The following is a 19,059-nucleotide window of genomic DNA, read 5'->3' as shown; positions in this document are numbered from 1 at the left end:
ACCGGGGAGATCCACTCCCAGTGCGAAACAAGCGGGCGACGAGGCTGATCCGGATCGCGCGCCGGGGGGTGGTTGCCGGATTCCTCCACAACCCGAAGGCCCAGGGCTCCTACCTGGAAGCGCGGGTCCGCCATCACTCCGCAACCATGGCTGCCCGAAGCGTGCAGGCCAGCACGACTGCACACCACCACAGCGGACACGACCCCCCATGCTGCTGACAGCCGGCCCTGCTGAGCAACCAACGACGGATAGCGACACCCCTCACCTGCACAGATCATGCGAGAGGCGACGCCGGAAGAACATCACCGCAGACAACGGCACGGCGCTACCGAATCAGATATCCATCGAACGAGGGAAACACGCCGGTGCTCCCCAGGTGCTGAGCGCCGACCACCGCAGCGACGGCGTGGACCACAGCTGGCGGCCACCACCGACGCCGGCGGGCGGAACCGGAGCCCCGCCCCGACAACGCGGCGCTATCGGATCAGACCCGGATCAATGCTCACCGAAAACGGATCATCGGTCGTGAACACGGCGCCCGGATTCACCACGGACGTCGTCCGGTAGCCGTCCGCGTGTGCGGCGGCCAGCGGATCGGTGTGCACGGTCAGGGTGTGGCTCCTCGAGTCGAGGATCCAGAACTGGGCGATGCCCGCCGCGCCGTAGTCGTGGCGGCGCAGCACCAGGCCCGGCAGCGGGTTGCTCAGCGACATGACCTCGATGACGACCAGGACGTCGGCGGCGTGGACGACGTCACCCTCGCCCTCCATGGCTTCGGTCCGCGTCACCATCAGGTCGGGAACATAGGTGCGACCATCGCCACAGTCCACCCCGAGGCCGACCGCCAGCACCGCGAGATCCGGCGGGCAGGCCTTCCGCAGCACCGTCTCGAGGCGGTGGCTCGCCCGGCGGTGGGAGATCGCCGGAGGGGCCGTGGCCAGTGCTCCGTCGATCGTCCAGCCCTGGGTCCGGTGCGGTGTGAACACGGGCATCGTCATGCCCCACATGCTGCCAGCGGGGTATGACATTTTCTCTTTCCACCTGGTGGAGCGGACGGAACTCGGCTGAACCGACCGATGTCACTCTCGTAGGCTGGCGCCATGCAGCTCATCTCTTTCGCCCGTGGCGCACCCAGTCTCGACATCATCGACGTCGACGGGCTGAAGGCCGCTGCGGTGCGGGCATTCGAGGCCGACCCGGCTGGCATCACCGCCTATGGCACGTCGGTCGGTTATCTCCCGCTGCGGTCGTGGATCGCGGCCAAGCACGGCGTCGACGCGGACCAGGTGATCGTGACCAACGGTTCGCTGCAGGCCGACGCGCTGCTGTTCGAGCACCTGGTGAAGCCGGGTGACGCGGTGGTGGTGGAGAAGCCCACCTACGACCGGACGCTGCTCAACCTGCGCAACCTGGGCGCCACGGTGCACCAGGTGACGGTCGACGCCGACGGCATCGACACGGACGAGTTGCGGCGGCTGCTGGAAAGCGGGGTGCGGCCGACGCTGGCGCACATCATCCCCAACTTCCAGAACCCCGCCGGTGTGACCCTGTCGGCGCAGCGCCGCCAAAAGCTCGTCGAGCTGGCGCAGGAGTTCGGGTTCACGATCTTCGAGGACGACCCGTATGCGGACATCCGCTGGCGGGGCGAGAAGCTGCCGACGATGCTGTCGCAGGACACCGCCGGCGTGGTGGTGCACGCGAGCTCGTTCACCAAGACGATCGCGCCCGGGCTGCGGGTGGGTTACCTGGTCGGACCGCAGAAGACGATCGCCGCGATCGCGAAGCGGGCGACCAACCTCTACATCTCGCCGAGCATGGTCGCCGAGGCGATCACGCACCAGTTCTGCGTGACCGGTGACATCGAGCGGTCGATCGCGAAGGTGTCGGCGACGTTGGGTGAGCGGGCCCGCCTCCTCGCGGAGGGGCTGCGCAAGCACGTGCCCGACGCGACGTTCGTGGAGCCCGACGGTGGCTACTTCCTATGGGTGGAGCTGCCGGAGGACATCGACACCACGGAGCTGGAGACGGTGGCCGCGCGGGACTTCGGCGTCGCCGTGGTCAAGGGCAGCGACTTCCTGCTGGAGGGCGGCAAGCACGCGGTGCGGCTGGCGTTCTCCGCGGTGCTGACCGACCAGGTCGACGAGGGCGTGAGCCGCCTGGCGGCCGCGATCGAAGCGGTCCGGAAGGGCTGAGTTGAGGCTGTAAGAAAAGCGACACCAAACCGTGATGGTGCGGTGGGTTCCGCAGTCGGCTCCGGATGGCCCAAAATCCAGCCCGGCGCGCTTTGCTGAATCGCGCTGCAGACATCACCCCCCGCCCCCCAACGGCACCGGGTGGGTCGACCGCGCCCCCACCCCCCACCTGCGGTCGACTCACCCGGTGCCTACTTTTGCCATGTAACAAGGGGGTCGCGATGACCGACGAGCAACTGGCTGGCTCACTGTCCAGGGCGCTGGCCCGTCCGGTGCGAGCGATGTCGCGCATGCTGAGTCCGGCCATGCCGGCCACGACGACCGCGGTCCAGCAGGACACGGCCAGTTCGATCGTCGACTGCGCGCTGTACGTCGACGGGGTCCGCCAACCGGGTGACTGGCACTACGCCGAGGCGCTCACCGCGGCCCGCAAGCATCGGCACGCGTTCGTCTGGGTCGGGCTGAAGGAGCCGGGCGGGCGGGAGATGGCCGCGATCGCGGAGACGTTCCAGCTGCACGAGCTGGCCGTCGAGGACGCCGTCAACTCCTCGCAGCGGCCGAAGGTCGAGCGGTACAGCGACATGACCTTCATGACCATGCGGACCGCGCGATACGTGGAGCACGACGAGCTCACCGAGAGCAGCGAGGTCGTGGAGACCGGCGACGTGCTGATGTTCATCGGCGAGCACTTCATCATCACGGTCCGCCACGGCGACGCCTGCCGGTTGACGCCGGTGCGCACGGACCTGGAACGGCGCCGGGAGGTCCTCGCGAGGGGGCCGTGGGCGGTCGCCTACGCCGTTGCCGACACCGTCGTCGACGTGATGGTGGAGGTGGTCGCGGCCATCGAGGAGGACGTCGCGATCATCGAGGACCAGGTGTTCAGCCCCGCCAAACGAAACAAGGCCAAGGGCAAGGGCACGGACCGGATTCAGCGGGTGTACCAGCTCAAGCGCGAACTGATGGAGTTCAAGCGCGCCGTGCTACCGCTGCAGCGTCCCCTGGCCGGTCTGGTCAGCGGCCAGCTCGCGGACGTGCCGGAGGAGATCCGCCGCTACTTCCGTGACGTGAACGACCACCTGGTCCGCACGGTCGAGCAGGTCTTGTACCTCGACGACGTGATCAACTCGGTGCTGCAGGCGCGGCTGGCACAGGTGAGCGTCGACCAGAACAACGACATGCGCAAGATCGCGGCCTGGGCCGGTATCGCCGCGGTGTGGACGTCGGTCGCCGGCGTATACGGGATGAACTTCGACTTCATGCCCGAGACCAAGTGGGTCTTCGGCTATCCCGGCGTGATGACGCTGATGGTGGTGGCATCGGCGCTGCTGTACCGGGCGTTCAGAAGATCCGGCTGGCTGTAGGGACGCACCAGCGAAACGCGGACGGGCCGTCCCCCGTGGCTGGGGAGGCCCGTCCGCGCGCTCGTGCGTCAGGAGCGGCTGTTCTTCGACGCGGCCTGCGGCATCGGGTGCTTTTCGTACTCACCGCTGCCCGAGGGGCCGGTGTTGGTGCTCTTGCTGCCGATCAGGTCCGAGGCGCGGTCCTTGGCCGCCTCGCCCATCGTCTTCGCCTTGTCGATCCCGGCGTCCATCGTGGACTTCGCCGAGTCGAGCATCGAGCCGGTGTCGCTGGTGGTGCGGGTCGAGCCGTATTCGTCCCAGGCCTGGTTGGCCCGGCGGCGCCGCATGAGCGCGGTGGCCGCACCCACGGCCGCGCCCGCCATCAACAGCCCACCGACGGCCATCGGCCAGCGGCGGCGGCTCTCGTTCTTCGTCATCTTCGCTTTCCCCTTGCGCCCTATCTTCTCGGCCTGCTTGCTCGCCTGGCGCGAACGGTCGCGGGCGATGATGAGGATCGTCCCCGCAGCACCGCCGGCCTTTGCGAGGCCAGGCTTGACCGCATTCCGGGCGTTTTCGACGCGCGGCGCCAATGCCCCCGAGGCGCCATCGGCGGCATGCGCCGCGGCCATCCGCAGGTGGCCCAGGCTTTCGCCGAGCTCCTCCTGCATGAGCCGGCGGTGCGTCTTCACCTCACGACGTCCAAACACTTGCTCCACCTCCATGGCCGCGAAACCTCGTTCTCCCCGGGTTACCCAGGCAGAACATTCCGAACCGGTCCGCTGCTGGTCATCCTGCCGCGAACCGACGGCCCGCACACCCGGATCCGCCAGAATCCGCGTCCGATACGGTGATGACGGAATGTCACCAAAGAAAGGGAGAACTGGTGGCCGAGCAACTGTTCGCGACGCTGCACACCAACGTCGGCGCCATCCGGCTGGAGCTGTTCCCCAACCACGCCCCGAAGACCGTTCGCAACTTCGTGGAGCTCGCCGAGGGCAGCAAGGAATACACCGACCCGCGCACGGGCGAGCCGGGCAAGGGCCCGTACTACAACGGCGTCATCTTCCACCGCGTGATCGACGGCTTCATGATCCAGGGTGGTGACCCGACGGGCACCGGCACCGGCGGTCCGGGCTTCAACTTCAACGACGAGATCCACCCCGAGCTCCACTTCAACCGGCCGTTCCTGCTGGCCATGGCCAATGCGGGCATCCGCTTCGGTCAGGGCACCAACGGCTCGCAGTTCTTCATCACGCTCGGCCCGACGCCGCACCTGAACGGCAAGCACACGATCTTCGGTGAGGTCGCCGACGACGACTCGAAGAAGGTCGTCGCCACGATCGGCAGCACCCAGACGGGCCAGATGGACCGTCCCCGCCAGGACATCGTGATCGAGCGGGTGGACATCGAACGGGTCTCATGAAGGGCTGGCTAATCTTGTCAGCATGACTCAGCCGCCGGCGAACGTGGTCCCTCACTGCTACCGGCACCCTGACCGCGAGACGTATGTCCGGTGCACCCGCTGCGACCGGCCGATCTGCCCGAATTGCATGAATGAGGCGTCGGTCGGCTTCCAGTGTCCGGAGTGCGTCCGCGAGGGTGCCAGAACGCAGCGCCCGATCCGGACCGCGTTCGGCGGCGGCCGCGAAGGAGTCACCGGCACGGTGACGATCACGCTGATCGTGATCAACGTGCTGGTGTTCATCGCCTCGGTCATCAGCTCCGGCAGCGCCGAGTCCGTCGCCGGCGGCGGGCTGGGCGGGCTGCTCGGTGGCAGCACGCCACTGCACGAGTGGGGCGCGCTGATCACCTATGGCTACGAGCGGGTGGACGCCGAGCACATCTCCTTCGACGGGGGCGGGATCGCCGGCGGTGAGTACTACCGCCTCGTGACCTCGATGTTCCTGCACTACGGCGTGTTCCACCTGCTGATGAACATGTGGGCGCTGTGGGTGCTGGGCCGGCCGCTGGAGGCCGCGCTGGGCCGGTCCCGGTTCCTCGGCCTGTACATGGTGGCCGGGCTGGGCGGCAGCGTCGCGACCTACCTGCTGGCCTCACCGGAGAGCCTGACCGCCGGTGCCTCGGGCGCGATCTACGGCCTGTTCGGCGCCCTGATCGTGGTCCTGCGCAAGATGCGCCGCAGCATCGCCGGTGTCGTGCCGGTCCTGGTGATCAACCTGGTGCTGACGTTCAGCGTGCCGGGCATCTCGATCACCGGGCACCTTGGCGGCCTCGTGACCGGCGCCGTGGTCGCCGCGGGGCTGGCCTACGCGCCGCAGAAACACCGCACCCTGATCCAGGTCGCCACGCTGGTCGCGGTCGTGGTGGTGCTCGTCATCGCGACGATGGTGCACACCGCGGGCCTGCCGTCGCTCGACGAGTACCTGAGCACCCGCCCGGACTGAACGACCGTTGAAGGCGCCACCCCCCGGATGGCGCCTTCGACGGAAGACGGAAGCAGGAGCAGCTACAGGGTCAGTGACCAGGTGTCGATCCGGCCGGAGTCCCCGGTGGCGGCGTCCCGGACCCGCAGGGTCCAGGTGCCGTTGGCGTCCTCGGCGGACAGGTTGACGGTGAACGTCTGGATGATGTTGTCGGCGCTGCCACCGGACCGGTTCGCCAGGACGTAGGCCGTGCCGTCGGGGGCGACCAGTTCGACGACCAGGTCGCTCTTGTACGTGTGGTAGATCGCGACCGGCACCGCGCTGGAGGCCGACGCCTTGCGGTTGCAGCCGGCGATCTTGATGATGCTCGTGACGGTCGTGTTGTCCGGGACGGCGACGTCGGTGCCGTTGGTGCCGCTGCAGCTGACCGTCCCGACGGTCAGGGAGAAGCTGGTGGCCCGGGTGGCGTTCGGGCCGGTGCCCGTGATGGTGATCGGGTACACGCCCGCCGGCGTCGCGGCCGTCGTCTTGATCGTCACGGTGGAGGTGCCGCCGGCCGAGGTGATCGACGTCGGGCTGAAGGTCGCCGTCACACCGGCCGGCAGCCCCGACGCGGTCAGCGCCACGGTCTGCGCCGCACCGTTGGTCACCGTGGCGGTGATCTTGGTGGTCACGGTGCCGCCGACGGTGGTGATCGAACCCGAGGCGGGGCCGGCGGCGAGGGCGAAGTCGTTGACGGCCGGGCAGGCGGCGTCGCTGCCGGCCACGTTCACCGAGGTCCACGCGGCCTGGACGGCCTTGTACTCGGCCGAGCAGTTGCCGTACAGGTAGGCCGCCGCGGTCAGGGTGTACGCGCGGGCCGTGTTGTCGGGTCTGGTGGCGTTGACATACGTGGTGCTGGAGGTGAAGTTGACGTCCAGCGCCCGGTACCAGATCTTCTCCGCCTTGGCCCGGCCGATGCCGACGACGGCCGGCGCCGAGCCACAGACCTGCGACGTGCCGTAGGCGGTCGCGCCGGTGCCCTCGGCGAGGTTGAAGAAGAAGTGGTTGGCGACCCCGGAGCTGTAGTGCACGTCGACGCTCTTCGTGCTGGTCGACCAGCAGCTGTGGGACGAGCCGTCCAGTCCCGGGTTGTACATGTAGCGCAGCGGGGTGCCGTTGCCGTTGATGTTGACCTTCTCGCCGATCTGGTAGTCGCCGGGGTCGGCGGCGTTGCCGGCGGAGAACTCGACCATGGTGCCGAAGATGTCCGAGGTGGCCTCGTTGAGGCCGCCGGACTCGCCGGAGTACGTCAGGTTCGAGAGCGACTCGGTGACGCCGTGGGTCATCTCGTGGGCGGCGACGTCGAGGGCGACGAGGGGCCGGGCGTTGCCGGCGCCGTCACCATAGGTCATCTGCGCGCCGTCCCAGAACGCGTTGGCGTACGCGTTGCCGTAGTGCACCCGCGACGGCACGCCCATGCCGTTGCCGAAGATGCCGCTCCGGCCGTGGACGTTCTTGTAGTAATCGAACGTCTTGGCGGCGCCGTAGTGCGCGTCGACCGCGGCCGACTGGCGGTTGGCGGTGGTGCCGGTGCCCCACGCATTGTCGGCGTCGGTGAATGTCGTGCAGGTGGAGGTGCCGTTGTTCATGTCGCAGGTACGGCCGTTGCCGCGCGACTGGTCGACCATCTGGTACGTCGAGCCGGACAGGGCCGTCTCGACGGGCACCGTGCCGCCGTAGAGGCTCGCGCCGGTGCCGGCGACCGTCTCGATCTCGTCGAACGCGCCGACGTGGGCGCCGCTGACCGCGTCGGTGATGACGTGCAGCTTCGACGGGGTCTGCCCATCGGGCTGCCAGCCCTGGACCACGGTCTCCCAGGCGAGCCGGCCGGCACCCGAGGACGCGTCGACGAACAGCTCCGCCGCACCGACCGACGTCACGGTGCCGGTGAACCGCGCCCGGGCGGCCGTCGCGGCCTGGCCGGCGCCGATCTTCGGGGTGACGCTCAGCGTCAGCGGCGACGCCAGCGCGCTCGCCGAGCCGCCCCGGGCGCCACCCGGGGTCTTGTGCACGACGAAGTCGCCGCCGGCGACCCGGAGCCCGTGGTAGGTCCGCAGGTACCGGGTGTGCGTGCCGCCGTCGGCGTCCTTGACGACCCGCTGGACGGCATAGGCGTCGGCGGCCGAGGCGCGGATGTCCGACGCACTGGCGCCGACGGCATCGGCCTTGGCCGCCGACCCGCCCGGTGCCGCCACGCTGGATGACGCCGACACCACCACGAACGCCGCCGCCGAAGCGGCGACGCTGACAGCTGCGAGGGTTTTCCTCACTGAATGCTCCTCAACCGGGGGATATGGCCGACATGCTCCTGCGCGGCCACGTTCTCGCAGCTAGAGCCTTCGCCAGCGGGCAGACCGGCGGTAGTGGGGGATGCCCTAGGTTTGCTTTGTTGATCACCCCGAGGTGCGCTGCATACAATCGAGCGGGGGCGATGACGTGACGCTGTTCGGCCGCGATGAGCAATTGGCGATCGTCCGTTCCGCGGTCGATCGGGCCGGCGCGGGATTCCAGGTCATGGTGCTGACCGGACCCGCCGGTATCGGCAAGACCGCGCTGTGGGAGTCCGGCGTCGCCGACGCGGAGGCCGCCGGGCACGCGGTCCTGCAGACCCGTGCCTGCGAGGCGGAGGCGCGGCTGTCCCACGGTGGCCTGAGCGACCTGCTCGAGCACGTGGGCGAGGACGTGCTGGCGGGGCTGGCTCCCCCGCAGCGCCGGGCCGTGGACGCCGCGCTGCTGCGGGACGACAGCGGTCCCGTCGACTCCAGGGCGCTCGGCGCCGGCTTCCTGGCGATCGTCCGCGCGCTGGCCGCCGCCGGTGCCGTGCTGATCGCCGTCGACGACGACCAGTGGCTGGACGCCGCCAGCATCGAGGCGGTGATGTACGCCGTGCGCCGGCTCCGCAACGAGCGGGTCACCGTCCTGCTGACCCGCCGCAGGGACTGGCCGGACGCACCCTACGGCGCGGAGGGTCTGGCGCCGCACCTTGCCGACCTGCGGGTGCGGGTGTCGACGGTGGAGGTGCCGCCACTGCCGCCGGACGCGATCCAGCGCCTGATCGACCGCCCGGTCCCGGCGCGGCTCGCCGGTCGCGTCTACGACCTCTCCGCCGGCAACCCGTACTTCGCGCTGGAGATCGCCGAGGCGCTGCGGCGCGCGGATCAGCCGGTCGGACCCGGCGACGACCTGCCGGTGCCCTCGTCGTTGCAGGCACTGGTCAGCGCGCGACTGGCGGCGGCCGCCCCGGGCACCCGGCGGGCCATCCTGGTGACGGCGCTGGTGAGCAACCCGCGGGTCGGGCTGATCCGGGACGTGCTGACCCGCGACGACGCCGGCGGCGAGCTGGAGGAGTCCGTGGCCGACGGGTTGCTGGTCATCCGGGGCGAGCACGTGCGGCTCGCGCACCCGCTGATCGGTGCGGTGGCCCGGGCCGAGGCGCCGGGCGCGGTGCGCCGGCACCTGCACCGGATCCTCGCCGACCTGGTCGTCGACGCCGAGGAGCGGGTGCGGCACCGGGCGCTCGGCACGCTCCCGCCCGACGCCGCCATCGCCGACGAGCTCGCCCTCGTCGCGGAGAAGACCATCCACCGCGGCGGTCCGCGGGCCGCGGCTGAGCTGGCCGAACAGGCCTGGCGGTTCACGCCGCCGGCCGATCCCGGCGGCGACGAGCGGCTGCTCGCCGCCGCCGATCTGCACCTGCAGTCCGGCCTGGTCGACGCCGGCGCCGCGCTGCTCAGGCCGCACGTGGCGGCGCTGCCGCCGGGCCCGTTGCGAGGGCGGGCCCGGCTCCGGCTCGCGCAGATGAGCGGCGTGGTGGTGCTGACCCAACCGGAGTACGAGGCGATCCTGGCGGACGCCGATCCGCAGTTGCGGGCCGAGACGCTTGCGTATCGGGTGAACTGCGAGGTCTTCGAAGGCTTCGTCCCGGTGTCACAGGGCGCGTTGTGGGCCACGGAGGCGATCGAGGTCAGCGAGGGTCTCGATCCGGCCACCCGCGCCCGGGTCGTCAGCGAGGCGGCCTTCATGGACGCGATGCTCGGCGTCGATCCCGCCCCCCGACTCGCGCTGGTGGGGGTGGACGCGTTGCCGGATCTCGCCTGGTACGACCACCGCGGCCGGATAGACGCGTTGCGGGCGATGTGGCGCGGCGAGATGGCGAGCGCCCAGCGCCTCCTGGGCACACTCCAGCGGCTGGCCCGGGAACGCGGGGAAGAGATCTCGACGGTCGTCTTCACGCTCCACCTGTTCGAGGCCGCGATCCGCGTCGGGGACTGGATCGCCGCCGCCGGACTCCGGCACGACCTCGGCGAGCTCGATCCGGCAATCGTCCCCGCCGAGGTCATGCACCGGGTGGCCGCCGCGGTCGCCGCGGGCACCGGCGACCGGCCCGCCGCCACCGAGGCGCTGCGCTGGTTCGACGAGGTGAGCGGCGGCCAGGTCACCGGGCCGACGTTCTGGCACCAGATGGAGACCCGGCGGGTGGCCGGGCAGGCGGCGCTGTTCGACGGTGACGCGGACACGGCGGCCGCCCTGCTGTCCCGGGTGGTGGCCGACGCGCACGAGCGTGACTACCGCGATCCGGGGGTGTTCCCGGCCGCGCCGGATCTGGTCGAGGCGCTGGTGAAGGCGGGCCGGCCGGCCGAGGCGCAGGCGGTGCTGGACCGGCTGACCGAGACCGCGCAGGCGCAGGACCACCCGTGGGCCCGCGCCGGTGCGGCCCGCGCCCGTGGCATCCTCCTGACCGCGGCGACCCCGGCCGACCCGAAAGCAACGACCGACCCGAAAGCAACGGCCGACGAGCCGGCCGAGGTCGCGCTGGTCGAGGCGGGCGACCGGTACCGCGCCCTCGGCCTGCCGTTCGACGAGGTCAGGACGATCGCCGCGCTCGCCACCCTCCGCCGCCGGCAGCGCCGGTTCCGCGAGGCCCGGACCCTGCTGCAGGACGCCGCCGAGCGGTTCGAGCGCCTGGGTGCGGCCGGCCTCGCCCGCGCGGCCAGGGCCGAGATCGGCCGCTTCGGCGGTCGCCAGCAGGAGCGCGCCGCGACGGCCGGCGGGCTCACCGCCACCGAGCAGCAGGTGGTCGACCTGGTCGTGGCCGGCTGCACCAACCGTCAGGCCGCCGACCGGCTGTTCATCAGCATCAGTGCGGTCGAGGCGCACCTGACCAGGGTGTACGCGAAGCTCGGTGTCACGTCGCGCACCCAGCTGGTCCGCACCCAGGCCACCGCGGAACAGGTCTAGGCGCGCCAGACGCGGCCCTGCAGGAGCGCGTCGGCGCCGACCCAGACGAAGTTCATCATCCGCGTCGCGGTGTGGTCGGGGTCCTCGTCCTCGTGGTCGGCGAGCCAGTCGGCGAGGGACTCCGCGGCGCCGACGTAGGCGTAGGCCATCGCGGTGAAGTCGCCCGGCCGGCCCGGCACCTCCGCGGCCGTCGCGGCGCTGCCCAGCAGGCCGGCCACCACCTCGACGATCCTGGCCCGCATCCCGGCCAGCTCGCCCGCGAAATGCGGCTCGCTGCGGGCCTGCCGGTACAGCACGCGCCACCCGTCGCGGTGGTCGCCGACGAAGGTGAAGAACGCCCGCAGGCCGTGCCACAGCTGCTCGTCGGGCTTGGCGGTGGGCAGCACACCCGCCGCCACCGCCTCCATGAGCCGGGTGGCCTCGCGGTGCAGGCAGGCGATGAACAGCTCGTCCTTGGTGCCGAGGTACGCGTACACCATCGGCTTGGAGATGCCGGCGACCTCCGCGATCTCGTCCATGGACGCGGCGTGGAAGCCACGATGGGAGAAGACCCGCACCGCGGCGTCCAGCATCTGCTGCTCGCGCACCACCCGCGGAAGTCGTTTCAGCACCTTGTCACCTTACCTACTCGTGCGTAAGGTTACGCGTCAGTAGCTTATTTCCGTGAAGACTGAAGGGCATACCGACATGGCCGACCTCGACGCCCTGGGCGACTTCAACAACGTCGACCCGAAGCAGTTCGCGCAGCTGGTGAAGGGCGCCTCCGACGCGCAGCTGGCCGAGCTCATGGCGGGCCCGCAGCGCAAGGCGATCCTGGACACGATCTTCTCCCGCTTCCCGGAGCTGTTCCGCGCCGACCGCGCCGGCGCGACCAACGCGATCATCCACTGGACGATCACCGGCGCGCCCGACGGCGGCGCCGAGACCTACGAACTGGTCATCGCCGACGGCACCTGCGTGCTCTCGCCGAGCCCCGACCAGGAGCCGAAGCTCGCGATCACCGTCGGTCCCGTGGACTTCCTCAAGGTCGTCTCCGGTGCCGGCAACCCCATGATGATGTTCATGACCGGCAAGCTCAAGGCCAAGGGCGACCTGGGCCTGGCCGCCAACATCGCCAACCTGTTCGACATCCCGAAGGCATAACGAGCGATGCCCGAGTTCTCGCTCGATCTGAACGAGGAGCAGCGGGATCTCCGCGACTGGGTGCACGGCTTCGCCAAGGACGTCGTGCGCCCGGCCGCCGCGGAGTGGGACGCCCGCGAGGAGACCCCCTGGCCGGTGATCCAGGAGGCGGCGAAGATCGGCCTCTACGGCTTCGAGTTCCTCGCCAACACCTGGGCCGACCCGACCGGACTGTCGCTGTGCCTGTCCAACGAGGAGCTCTTCTGGGGCGACGCCGGCATCGGCCTGGCGATCTTCGGCACCAGCCTCGCGGTCGCCGCGATCTACGCCACCGGCACCCCCGACCAGATGCTCGAATGGGTCCCGCAGTGCTTCGGCGACGCGGCCGAGCCCAAGGTCGCCGCGTTCTGCACCACTGAACCGGAGGCCGGCTCCGATGTAGGCTCGATGAAGACCCGGGCGCGCTACGACGAGGCGACCGACGAGTGGGTCATCAGCGGCCAGAAGGCCTATGCCACCAACGGCGGCATCGCCAACGTGCACGTGGTGACCGCGAGCATCGAGCCCGAGCTGGGATCCCGTGGACAGGCCGCGTTCGTCGTGCCACCCGGCACACCCGGGCTGAACGGCAGCAGGAAGCTCAAGAAGCTCGGCCTGCGCGCCTCGCACACCGCCGACGTGTTCCTGGACGACGTGCGGGTGCCGGGCCGGTGCCTGCTCGGTGGCAAGGAGGCACTCGATGCCCGGCTGGCCCGCGCCCGGGAGGGTCGCAAGGCCCAGGGGCAGGCCGCGATGCGCACGTTCGAGCTGTCCCGGCCGGCGGTCGGGGCGCAGGCGCTCGGCGTGGCCCGCGCCGCGTACGAGTACGCCCTCGAATACGCCAAAGGCAGGGTGCAGTTCGGCCGGCCGATCATCGAGAACCAGGCGATCGCGTTCGCCCTCGCGGACATGCGCATGGAGATCGACGCCGCCCGCCTGCTGGTGTGGCGGGCCGCCTGGATGGGGCGCAATAACCGCCCGTTCGAGGCCGGCGAGGGTTCGATGAGCAAGCTCAAGGCCGGTGAGGTCGCCGTGGCGGTGACCGAGAAGGCCGTGCAGATCCTGGGCGGGGCCGGTTTCCTGCGGGAGCACCCGGTCGAGCGCTGGTTCCGCGACGCCAAGATCTACACGATCTTCGAGGGCACCAGCGAGATCCAGCGACTGGTGGTCGCCCGCGCGATTTCCGGCACCTACATCCGCTGACTTACGGCGGCGGCCCTCCGCCAGGGGCCGCCGCCGTTTCAAAGGGGAGACATGGACACGCCGTTCGTCCTGCGCACGATGGCCAGCCGGAAGCTGCTCAACCCCGGCAGCCCCGCACGCATCGTCCGCCAGCTCAACGCCCTGCGCCGCTGGGGCTTCGGCCTCTACGGAGAGATGCGCTCGACGGCGGCGCGCGACCCCGACCGGATCGCGGTCGTCGACGAGGACCGCCGGATCACCTACGCCGAACTCGACCTGCGGGTCCGCCGGCTCGCCAACGCCCTGCGGGCCGAGCACGGCGTGCGCGCCGGCGACCGGGTCGGCCTGCTGTGCAACAACTCCGCCGGCATGGTCGAGGCGATGCTCGCCCTGATCGCGCTCGGCGCGCAGGCCGTCCTCGTCAACACCGGCCTCGGCAACACCCAGCTCGAGGCGGTGGCGCACGACCAGTCCCTGACCCTGCTCGTGCACGACGACGACCTGCTCGGCATGCTCGCCGCCGTGCCGCCGCACCTGCCCCGGCTGGCGATGTCGAAGACCGCGGGGCTGATCCACCGGGCGCCGTCCGCCGAGCTCGAGCCGCCGGCCACGGCCGGCTCCGTGGTCGTGCTGACGTCCGGCACGACCGGCGCGCCCAAGGGTGCCCGCCGGCGCAACCCGTCGGGGCTCGGACCGCTCGCCTCGGTCGTGTCCCGCATCCCGCTCTACGCCGCCGAGCGGATGTTCGTGGCCGCGCCGCTGTTCCACACCTGGGGGCTGGCCGCGCTCCAGCTGTGCCTGGCGTTGCGGGGCACGATCGTGGTCGCCCGCCGCTTCACCCCACAGTCCACTGTGGACGCGGTGAACGCCATGGGGTGCACGTCGTTGTTCGCGGTGCCGGTGATGCTGCAACGGCTGCTCGAGGCGCCCGCGGCCATGCCGACGCTGCGGGTCGCGGCGACGTCGGGCTCGGCGCTCACCGGGCCGCTCGCCTCGCGGTTCATGGAGGTGTACGGGCCGGTCCCGTACAACCTCTACGGCTCCACCGAGGCGTCCTGGGCGTCGATCGCCACGCCGGAGGAGCTCCGGGCCGCGCCCGGCACCGCGGGCCGCCCACCACGCGGCACCCGGGTCGCGATCCTGTCCGACAGCGGCACCGAACTCCCGACCGGCGTCATCGGGCGGATCTTCGTCGGCAACGACATGCTCTTCGAGGGGTACACCAACGGCACCGGCCGCGAGTCGCACGGCGACCTGCTGGGCACCGGCGATCTGGGCCACCTGTCCGCCGACGGCCTGCTCTTCGTCGACGGCCGCGAGGACGACATGGTCATCTCCGGCGGCGAGAACGTGTATCCGGCCTCGGTCGAGGACGTGATCGCCGAGCTGCCACAGGTCCGTGAGGTGGCGGTGGCCGGGGTGCCGGACGAGGAGTGGGGCCAGCGCCTGGCGGCGTGGATCGCCCTGCACGACGGCGAGTACGTCGACCCGGACGCGGTGCGGGAGTACGTCCGGCACCGGCTGGCCCGGTTCTCCGTGCCGCGCGACGTGTACTTCGTCGCCGCGCTCCCCCGCAACGCGACCGGCAAGGTCGTCCGCCGCCAGCTCCACACCGACTGAGGCTCAGGGGTACATCGTCAGCGCCGGATCGAGGACGATGTCGATGAGCTGCTGTTCGGTGAGCGGGGTCGGCTGACCCGGGGTCCGCGAGCGGGTCAGCGCCAGCAGCAGCACGCCGTCAGGCCGCACCGCCCACACGTCGATGCCATATTCAGTGCTGCTGCGGATCAGCAGCTCGGCGCCGCCGATCGTGGCGGACCGGCAATGCGCCTCCGGGATCGCGCACTGCTCCCGGGCGAAGGGCCGGTACTGGGCGGGCGTCTCCTCGGACGCCTCGATCTTCACCGACATGACCCCGTTCTGGACGTTGAACCCCGCGTTGTACGCAATCGCCGGAGGCCCCGACCGCTCGACGTTCGCCGGCAGCGGGCTGCCGTCCCGAGCGTTGGTGAACGTCGCACCCGGCACCAGCCCCGGCAGCAGCGCCGTGAGCACGTCGCTGAGCCGGGCGATCGCGGCACCGCAGGATTCCGTGACCGGCACCACCGGCCTCGGCTGGACGGTTTCCTTGCCGCCGGGTGGCACGTTCACCGTCGGCGATGGCGTGACGCAGGCGGCCGGCGACCGGGTCGCTCTTGTCGCCGTCGACGGCGGGGCCAGGCCCGGGCTCTGGCCGGAGGGCTTCTGCGGCAGCAACTGCGGCAGTGCGACCATCCCGGCCGCCAGCGCGGCGGCGACCGCGACCCCGGTGACCGCGTGCAGGCGGCGGGTCCGCCGGCGCTCGCCGGTGATCAGCTGGTCGACGTCGATGCCGGTGGGTGGCGGATTCGCGGTGGCGGCGAGCATGGCCTGGGTCAGATCCACAGCGGGTCTCCCTCCTCGAGGCCGGCCCGCAGCGACTCCAACGCCCGGGCGGCCTGGCTCTTCACGGTGCCCTCGCTGCAGCCGAGCGCCTGTGCGGTCTCCTCGACGGACAGGTCGCAGAAGTACCGCAGGACCAGCACGGCCCGGCGGCGCGGGGGCAGCCCGGCGAGGAGGGAGAGCACGTCGAGCCGCCGGTCGGCGTCGGCAGCCGCGGCGGTCCGGTCCGGCAGCCGGTCGGTGGACGACTCGCGCCGCCACGGGCGCCGCCGCTCGTCCAGCCAGGCGGACATGAGCATGCGTCGCACGTATGCGTCGCGGTGCTCCATCGCCGCCGCGCGCTTCCAGTGCCGCAGCAGCTTGACCAGCACCGTCGACGTCAGGTCGTCGGCCAGGTGCCAGTCGCCGCACAGCAGGTAGGCGGTGCGGCGCAGGCGGTCCAGGTTGCCCGCGACGTAGTCGCGGTAGGCCTGCTCGGTCGACATCCGTGCTCCCTCCCCGTTCGGGTTCACCGGGTGAACGGAGGCGGAGTCACGCGGGGTTGCCTACTTCGCGGGAATCACGACCCTGTCCTGCAGGGCGGCCAGGGCGATGTCGGTGCGGTGCTGCTCGCCGTCGAACGTGACGCCGTCGACGATGCGATACGCCGCTGCGCGCGCCTCGGCCAGGGTGTCGCCGGTGGCGGTGCAGGTCAGCACCCGGCCGCCGCCGGTCACCAGGGCGCCGTCGGCGCGGCGGGCGGTGCCGGCGTGGATGACGCCGGGGACACCGTCGGCGCCGGTGATGACGTCACCCTTGCGGGCCGACTCCGGGTAGCCGGCGCTGGCCATGACCACGCACACGGCCGAGCCCGGGCGCCACGCCAGCGGCGGGTCCTCGGCGAGCCGGCCGACCGCCGCGGCGTGCAGGATCCCGGCGAGGGGCGTCTCGAGGCGGGCCAGGACGACCTGGGTCTCCGGATCACCGAAGCGGCAGTTGTACTCGATGACCTTCGGACCGTCGGCGGTCAGCGCCAGGCCGACATAGAGCACCCCGGAGAACGGCGTGCCGCGGTGGCGCATCTCGGCCAGGGTCGGCTGGACAACGGTCGCCATCACCTCGTCGACCAGGCCCTCCGGAGCCCACGCGAGCGGCGAATACGCGCCCATGCCGCCGGTGTTGGGGCCGGCGTCGCCGTCGCCGATGCGCTTGAAGTCCTGGGCCGGCTGCAGCGGCACCGCGGCGGTGCCGTCGGTGACGACGAACAGGGACACCTCGGGACCGGCGAGGTACTCCTCGACGACGACCCGCTCGCAGGCGGCGCCGTGCGCGAGGGCCTCGTCGCGGCTGTCGGTGACGACGACACCCTTCCCGGCGGCCAGGCCGTCGTCCTTCACCACGTAGGGCGGGCCGAACGCGTCGAGCGCGCCGGCCACCTCCGCCGCGGAGGTGCAGACGAACGAGCGGGCGGTGGGCACGCCCGCCGCCCGCATCACGTCCTTCGCGAACGCCTTCGAGCCCTCCAGCTGCGCCGCGGCCTGCGACGGGCCGAAGCACGCGATGCCCTTCGCGCGGACCGCGTCGGCGACCCCGGCGACCAGCGGCGCCTCCGGGCCGACCACGACGAGGTCGGCCGCCAACTCCACGGCGAGGGCCGCCACCGCGTCCGGGTCGAGCGCGTCGACCTCGGCATTCGTCGCGATGGCGGCCGTGCCCGGGTTGCCCGGGGCCACGATCAGGTCGGTCACGGCGGGGTCGGCGGCCAGAGCTGCGGCGATCGCGTGTTCACGACCGCCGGAGCCGAGCAGGATTACGCGCACGCGACAGATTAAAGCAGGCTGTGACGGACCACGTTCTCGTCCCGGCCAGGGCCCACCCCGACGATCGACACGCGGGTGCCCGCGAGTTCCTCGATCCGCTCGATGTAGCGCTGCGCGTTGGCCGGCAGGTCACCGAACGCCCGCGCCTTCGAGATGTCCTCCCACCAGCCGGGAAGCTCCTCGTAGATCGGGGTCGCGTGGTGGAACTCGGTCTGCGTCATCGGCATCTCGTCGGTGCGCTTGCCGTCGACCTCGTACGCCACGCAGATCGGCACCGTCTCCAGGCCGGAGAGCACGTCGAGCTTGGTGACGACCAGGTCCGTGATGCCGTTGAGCCTGGTGGCGTATTTGGCGACGACCGCGTCGTACCAGCCGGTGCGCCGCTCGCGGCCGGTCGTGGTGCCGTACTCCCGGCCGACCTTGCGCAGGTGCACGCCGAAGTCGTCGAACAGCTCCGTCGGGAACGGGCCCGAGCCGACGCGGGTGGTGTATGCCTTGGTCACGCCGATCACCTGGGTGATCGCGGTCGGCGGCACGCCCGCACCGACGCAGGCGCCGCCGGCGGTCGGGTTGGACGAGGTCACGAACGGATACGTGCCGTGGTCCATGTCGAGCATCGTCGCCTGGGCGCCCTCGAGCAGGACCGTGCGGCCCTCCTCCAGGCCCTTCCACAGCACCTGACGGGTGTCGGTGATGTAGGGCCGCAGGCGCTCCGCGTAGGTGAGGTACTCCTCGACCGTCGCGTCGACGTCGATCTCCTTGCGGTTGTACACCTTGAAGAGGACCTGGTTGCGCTCGCGCAGCACGATCTCGAGCTTCTTGCGCAGGATGCCCGGGTCGAGCAGGTCCTGGACCCGGATGCCCATGCGGGCGACCTTGTCGCCATAAGCGGGACCGATGCCGCGGCCGGTCGTGCCGATCCGCGACGAGCCCAGGTAGCGCTCGACGACCCGGTCCAGGGCCCGGTGATGCGGCATGATGAGGTGTGCGTCACCCGATATCATCAGGCGGGACACATCGACGCCGCGCTCGGCCAGCCCGTCGATCTCGATCAGCAGGACCTTCGGGTCGATCACGACCCCGTTGCCGATCACGATCGCCGCGTTGGGCCACAGGGCCCCCGACGGCATGAGGTGCAGCGCGAACTTCTGTCCATCCGGCGTCACCACGGTGTGACCCGCGTTATTGCCGCCGGAATAGCGCACGACGTAGTCGACGTCGCCGCCAATCATGTCGGTAACCTTGCCCTTGCCCTCGTCGCCCCACTGTGCGCCGATGAGCACGATCGCTGGCATCG

At 71.0% G+C, this 19,059-nt stretch carries 16 protein-coding genes; 8 read left to right on the top strand and 8 right to left on the bottom strand.

All coding sequences use genetic code 11. From position 1 onward, the window contains the following. Positions 1-476 precede the first annotated feature (476 nt). Positions 477-998, bottom strand: a complete 522-nt coding sequence (locus tag Dsi01nite_RS22925; protein ID WP_203848272.1) for a Uma2 family endonuclease — start codon at positions 996-998, stop codon at positions 477-479. Between the two features lie 102 nt (positions 999-1,100). On the opposite strand from Dsi01nite_RS22925, the gene Dsi01nite_RS22920 reads away from it, so the two are divergent. Together Dsi01nite_RS22920 and corA are read left to right on the top strand one after the other, a co-directional pair. Next, positions 1,101-2,192, top strand: a complete 1,092-nt coding sequence (locus Dsi01nite_RS22920; RefSeq protein WP_203848271.1) for an aminotransferase-like domain-containing protein — start codon at positions 1,101-1,103, stop codon at positions 2,190-2,192. Between the two features lie 221 nt (positions 2,193-2,413). Next, entirely contained in the window at positions 2,414-3,556 is a 1,143-nt protein-coding gene (gene corA, locus Dsi01nite_RS22915; RefSeq protein ID WP_203848270.1) for a magnesium/cobalt transporter CorA, read from the top strand. 68 nt (positions 3,557-3,624) lie between these two features. On the opposite strand, the gene Dsi01nite_RS22910 is transcribed toward corA, so the two are convergent. Continuing rightward, on the bottom strand, positions 3,625-4,257 hold the full coding sequence (locus tag Dsi01nite_RS22910; protein WP_203848269.1) for a hypothetical protein: 633 nt from the start codon (positions 4,255-4,257) through the stop codon (positions 3,625-3,627). A gap of 161 nt (positions 4,258-4,418) precedes the next feature. Here Dsi01nite_RS22910 and Dsi01nite_RS22905 point away from each other — a divergent pair, with 161 nt between their 5' ends. Beyond that, positions 4,419-4,958: a peptidylprolyl isomerase gene (locus tag Dsi01nite_RS22905; protein ID WP_203848268.1), complete on the top strand. Its 540-nt coding sequence runs from the start codon at positions 4,419-4,421 to the stop codon at positions 4,956-4,958. Between the two features lie 22 nt (positions 4,959-4,980). Further along, positions 4,981-5,940 (top strand): rhomboid family intramembrane serine protease, encoded by a 960-nt coding sequence (locus Dsi01nite_RS22900; protein ID WP_203848267.1) that lies wholly within the window; start codon positions 4,981-4,983, stop codon positions 5,938-5,940. Between the two features lie 62 nt (positions 5,941-6,002). On the opposite strand, the gene Dsi01nite_RS22895 is transcribed toward Dsi01nite_RS22900, so the two are convergent. Next, a complete protein-coding gene (locus Dsi01nite_RS22895; protein ID WP_203848266.1) occupies positions 6,003-8,231 on the bottom strand; it encodes a M4 family metallopeptidase in 2,229 nt (742 codons plus the stop codon). A gap of 133 nt (positions 8,232-8,364) precedes the next feature. On the opposite strand from Dsi01nite_RS22895, the gene Dsi01nite_RS22890 reads away from it, so the two are divergent. Next, the gene (locus Dsi01nite_RS22890; protein WP_308442088.1) at positions 8,365-11,199 is read left to right on the top strand and encodes an AAA family ATPase; all 2,835 of its coding nucleotides are present in this window, start codon (positions 8,365-8,367) and stop codon (positions 11,197-11,199) included. Here Dsi01nite_RS22890 and Dsi01nite_RS22885 read toward each other — a convergent pair. Further along, a complete protein-coding gene (locus Dsi01nite_RS22885; RefSeq protein ID WP_203848341.1) occupies positions 11,196-11,771 on the bottom strand; it encodes a TetR/AcrR family transcriptional regulator in 576 nt (191 codons plus the stop codon). The two genes, Dsi01nite_RS22890 and Dsi01nite_RS22885, sit on opposite strands and share 4 nt — an antisense overlap. A 115-nt stretch (positions 11,772-11,886) precedes the next feature. On the opposite strand from Dsi01nite_RS22885, the gene Dsi01nite_RS22880 reads away from it, so the two are divergent. The 3 genes from Dsi01nite_RS22880 to Dsi01nite_RS22870 are packed head-to-tail and all read left to right on the top strand — an operon-like array spanning position 11,887 to position 15,162. Further along, a complete protein-coding gene (locus tag Dsi01nite_RS22880; RefSeq protein WP_203848340.1) occupies positions 11,887-12,342 on the top strand; it encodes an SCP2 sterol-binding domain-containing protein in 456 nt (151 codons plus the stop codon). Between the two features lie 6 nt (positions 12,343-12,348). Next, positions 12,349-13,563, top strand: a complete 1,215-nt coding sequence (locus tag Dsi01nite_RS22875; protein ID WP_203848264.1) for an acyl-CoA dehydrogenase family protein — start codon at positions 12,349-12,351, stop codon at positions 13,561-13,563. A 51-nt stretch (positions 13,564-13,614) separates the two neighbouring features. Beyond that, on the top strand, positions 13,615-15,162 hold the full coding sequence (locus Dsi01nite_RS22870; protein WP_203848263.1) for an AMP-binding protein: 1,548 nt from the start codon (positions 13,615-13,617) through the stop codon (positions 15,160-15,162). Between the two features lie 3 nt (positions 15,163-15,165). Here the strand turns inward: Dsi01nite_RS22870 and Dsi01nite_RS22865 are convergent, their stop codons facing one another. The 4 genes from Dsi01nite_RS22865 to Dsi01nite_RS22850 are packed head-to-tail and all read right to left on the bottom strand — an operon-like array spanning position 15,166 to position 19,057. Beyond that, positions 15,166-15,966 (bottom strand): hypothetical protein, encoded by an 801-nt coding sequence (locus Dsi01nite_RS22865; protein WP_203848262.1) that lies wholly within the window; start codon positions 15,964-15,966, stop codon positions 15,166-15,168. After that, positions 15,957-16,448, bottom strand: a complete 492-nt coding sequence (locus tag Dsi01nite_RS22860) for a SigE family RNA polymerase sigma factor (protein ID WP_203848261.1) — start codon at positions 16,446-16,448, stop codon at positions 15,957-15,959. The genes Dsi01nite_RS22865 and Dsi01nite_RS22860 overlap by 10 nt, the downstream gene beginning before the upstream one ends. Before the next feature lie 60 nt (positions 16,449-16,508). Then, the gene (purD, locus tag Dsi01nite_RS22855; protein WP_203848260.1) at positions 16,509-17,762 is read right to left on the bottom strand and encodes a phosphoribosylamine--glycine ligase; all 1,254 of its coding nucleotides are present in this window, start codon (positions 17,760-17,762) and stop codon (positions 16,509-16,511) included. Positions 17,763-17,770: 8 nt separating this feature from the next. Continuing rightward, positions 17,771-19,057 carry an adenylosuccinate synthase gene (locus Dsi01nite_RS22850; RefSeq protein WP_203848259.1) on the bottom strand — a complete coding sequence of 429 codons (1,287 nt, stop codon included), beginning with the start codon at positions 19,055-19,057 and terminating at the stop codon, positions 17,771-17,773. Positions 19,058-19,059: the final 2 nt, after the last annotated feature.

The sequence above is a fragment of the Dactylosporangium siamense genome (assembly GCF_016862795.1).
Lineage (GTDB): Bacteria > Actinomycetota > Actinomycetes > Mycobacteriales > Micromonosporaceae > Dactylosporangium > Dactylosporangium siamense.
The sequence above is the reverse complement of the archived record's forward strand: the minus strand, read 5'-3'. Positions and strand labels throughout refer to the sequence as shown.

What these genes read in the sequence shown, in the direction of transcription:
- Dsi01nite_RS22925 (WP_203848272.1), bottom strand. Translation starts at nt 998, where the DNA reads ATGACGATGCCCGTGTTCACACCGCACCGGACCCAGGGCTGGACGATC.
- Dsi01nite_RS22920 (WP_203848271.1), top strand. Translation starts at nt 1,101, where the DNA reads ATGCAGCTCATCTCTTTCGCCCGTGGCGCACCCAGTCTCGACATCATC.
- corA (WP_203848270.1), top strand. Translation starts at nt 2,414, where the DNA reads ATGACCGACGAGCAACTGGCTGGCTCACTGTCCAGGGCGCTGGCCCGT.
- Dsi01nite_RS22910 (WP_203848269.1), bottom strand. Translation starts at nt 4,257, where the DNA reads ATGGAGGTGGAGCAAGTGTTTGGACGTCGTGAGGTGAAGACGCACCGC.
- Dsi01nite_RS22900 (WP_203848267.1), top strand. Translation starts at nt 4,981, where the DNA reads ATGACTCAGCCGCCGGCGAACGTGGTCCCTCACTGCTACCGGCACCCT.
- Dsi01nite_RS22885 (WP_203848341.1), bottom strand. Translation starts at nt 11,771, where the DNA reads ATGCTGGACGCCGCGGTGCGGGTCTTCTCCCATCGTGGCTTCCACGCC.
- Dsi01nite_RS22880 (WP_203848340.1), top strand. Translation starts at nt 11,887, where the DNA reads ATGGCCGACCTCGACGCCCTGGGCGACTTCAACAACGTCGACCCGAAG.
- Dsi01nite_RS22875 (WP_203848264.1), top strand. Translation starts at nt 12,349, where the DNA reads ATGCCCGAGTTCTCGCTCGATCTGAACGAGGAGCAGCGGGATCTCCGC.
- Dsi01nite_RS22870 (WP_203848263.1), top strand. Translation starts at nt 13,615, where the DNA reads ATGGACACGCCGTTCGTCCTGCGCACGATGGCCAGCCGGAAGCTGCTC.
- Dsi01nite_RS22860 (WP_203848261.1), bottom strand. Translation starts at nt 16,448, where the DNA reads ATGTCGACCGAGCAGGCCTACCGCGACTACGTCGCGGGCAACCTGGAC.
- Dsi01nite_RS22850 (WP_203848259.1), bottom strand. Translation starts at nt 19,057, where the DNA reads ATGCCAGCGATCGTGCTCATCGGCGCACAGTGGGGCGACGAGGGCAAG.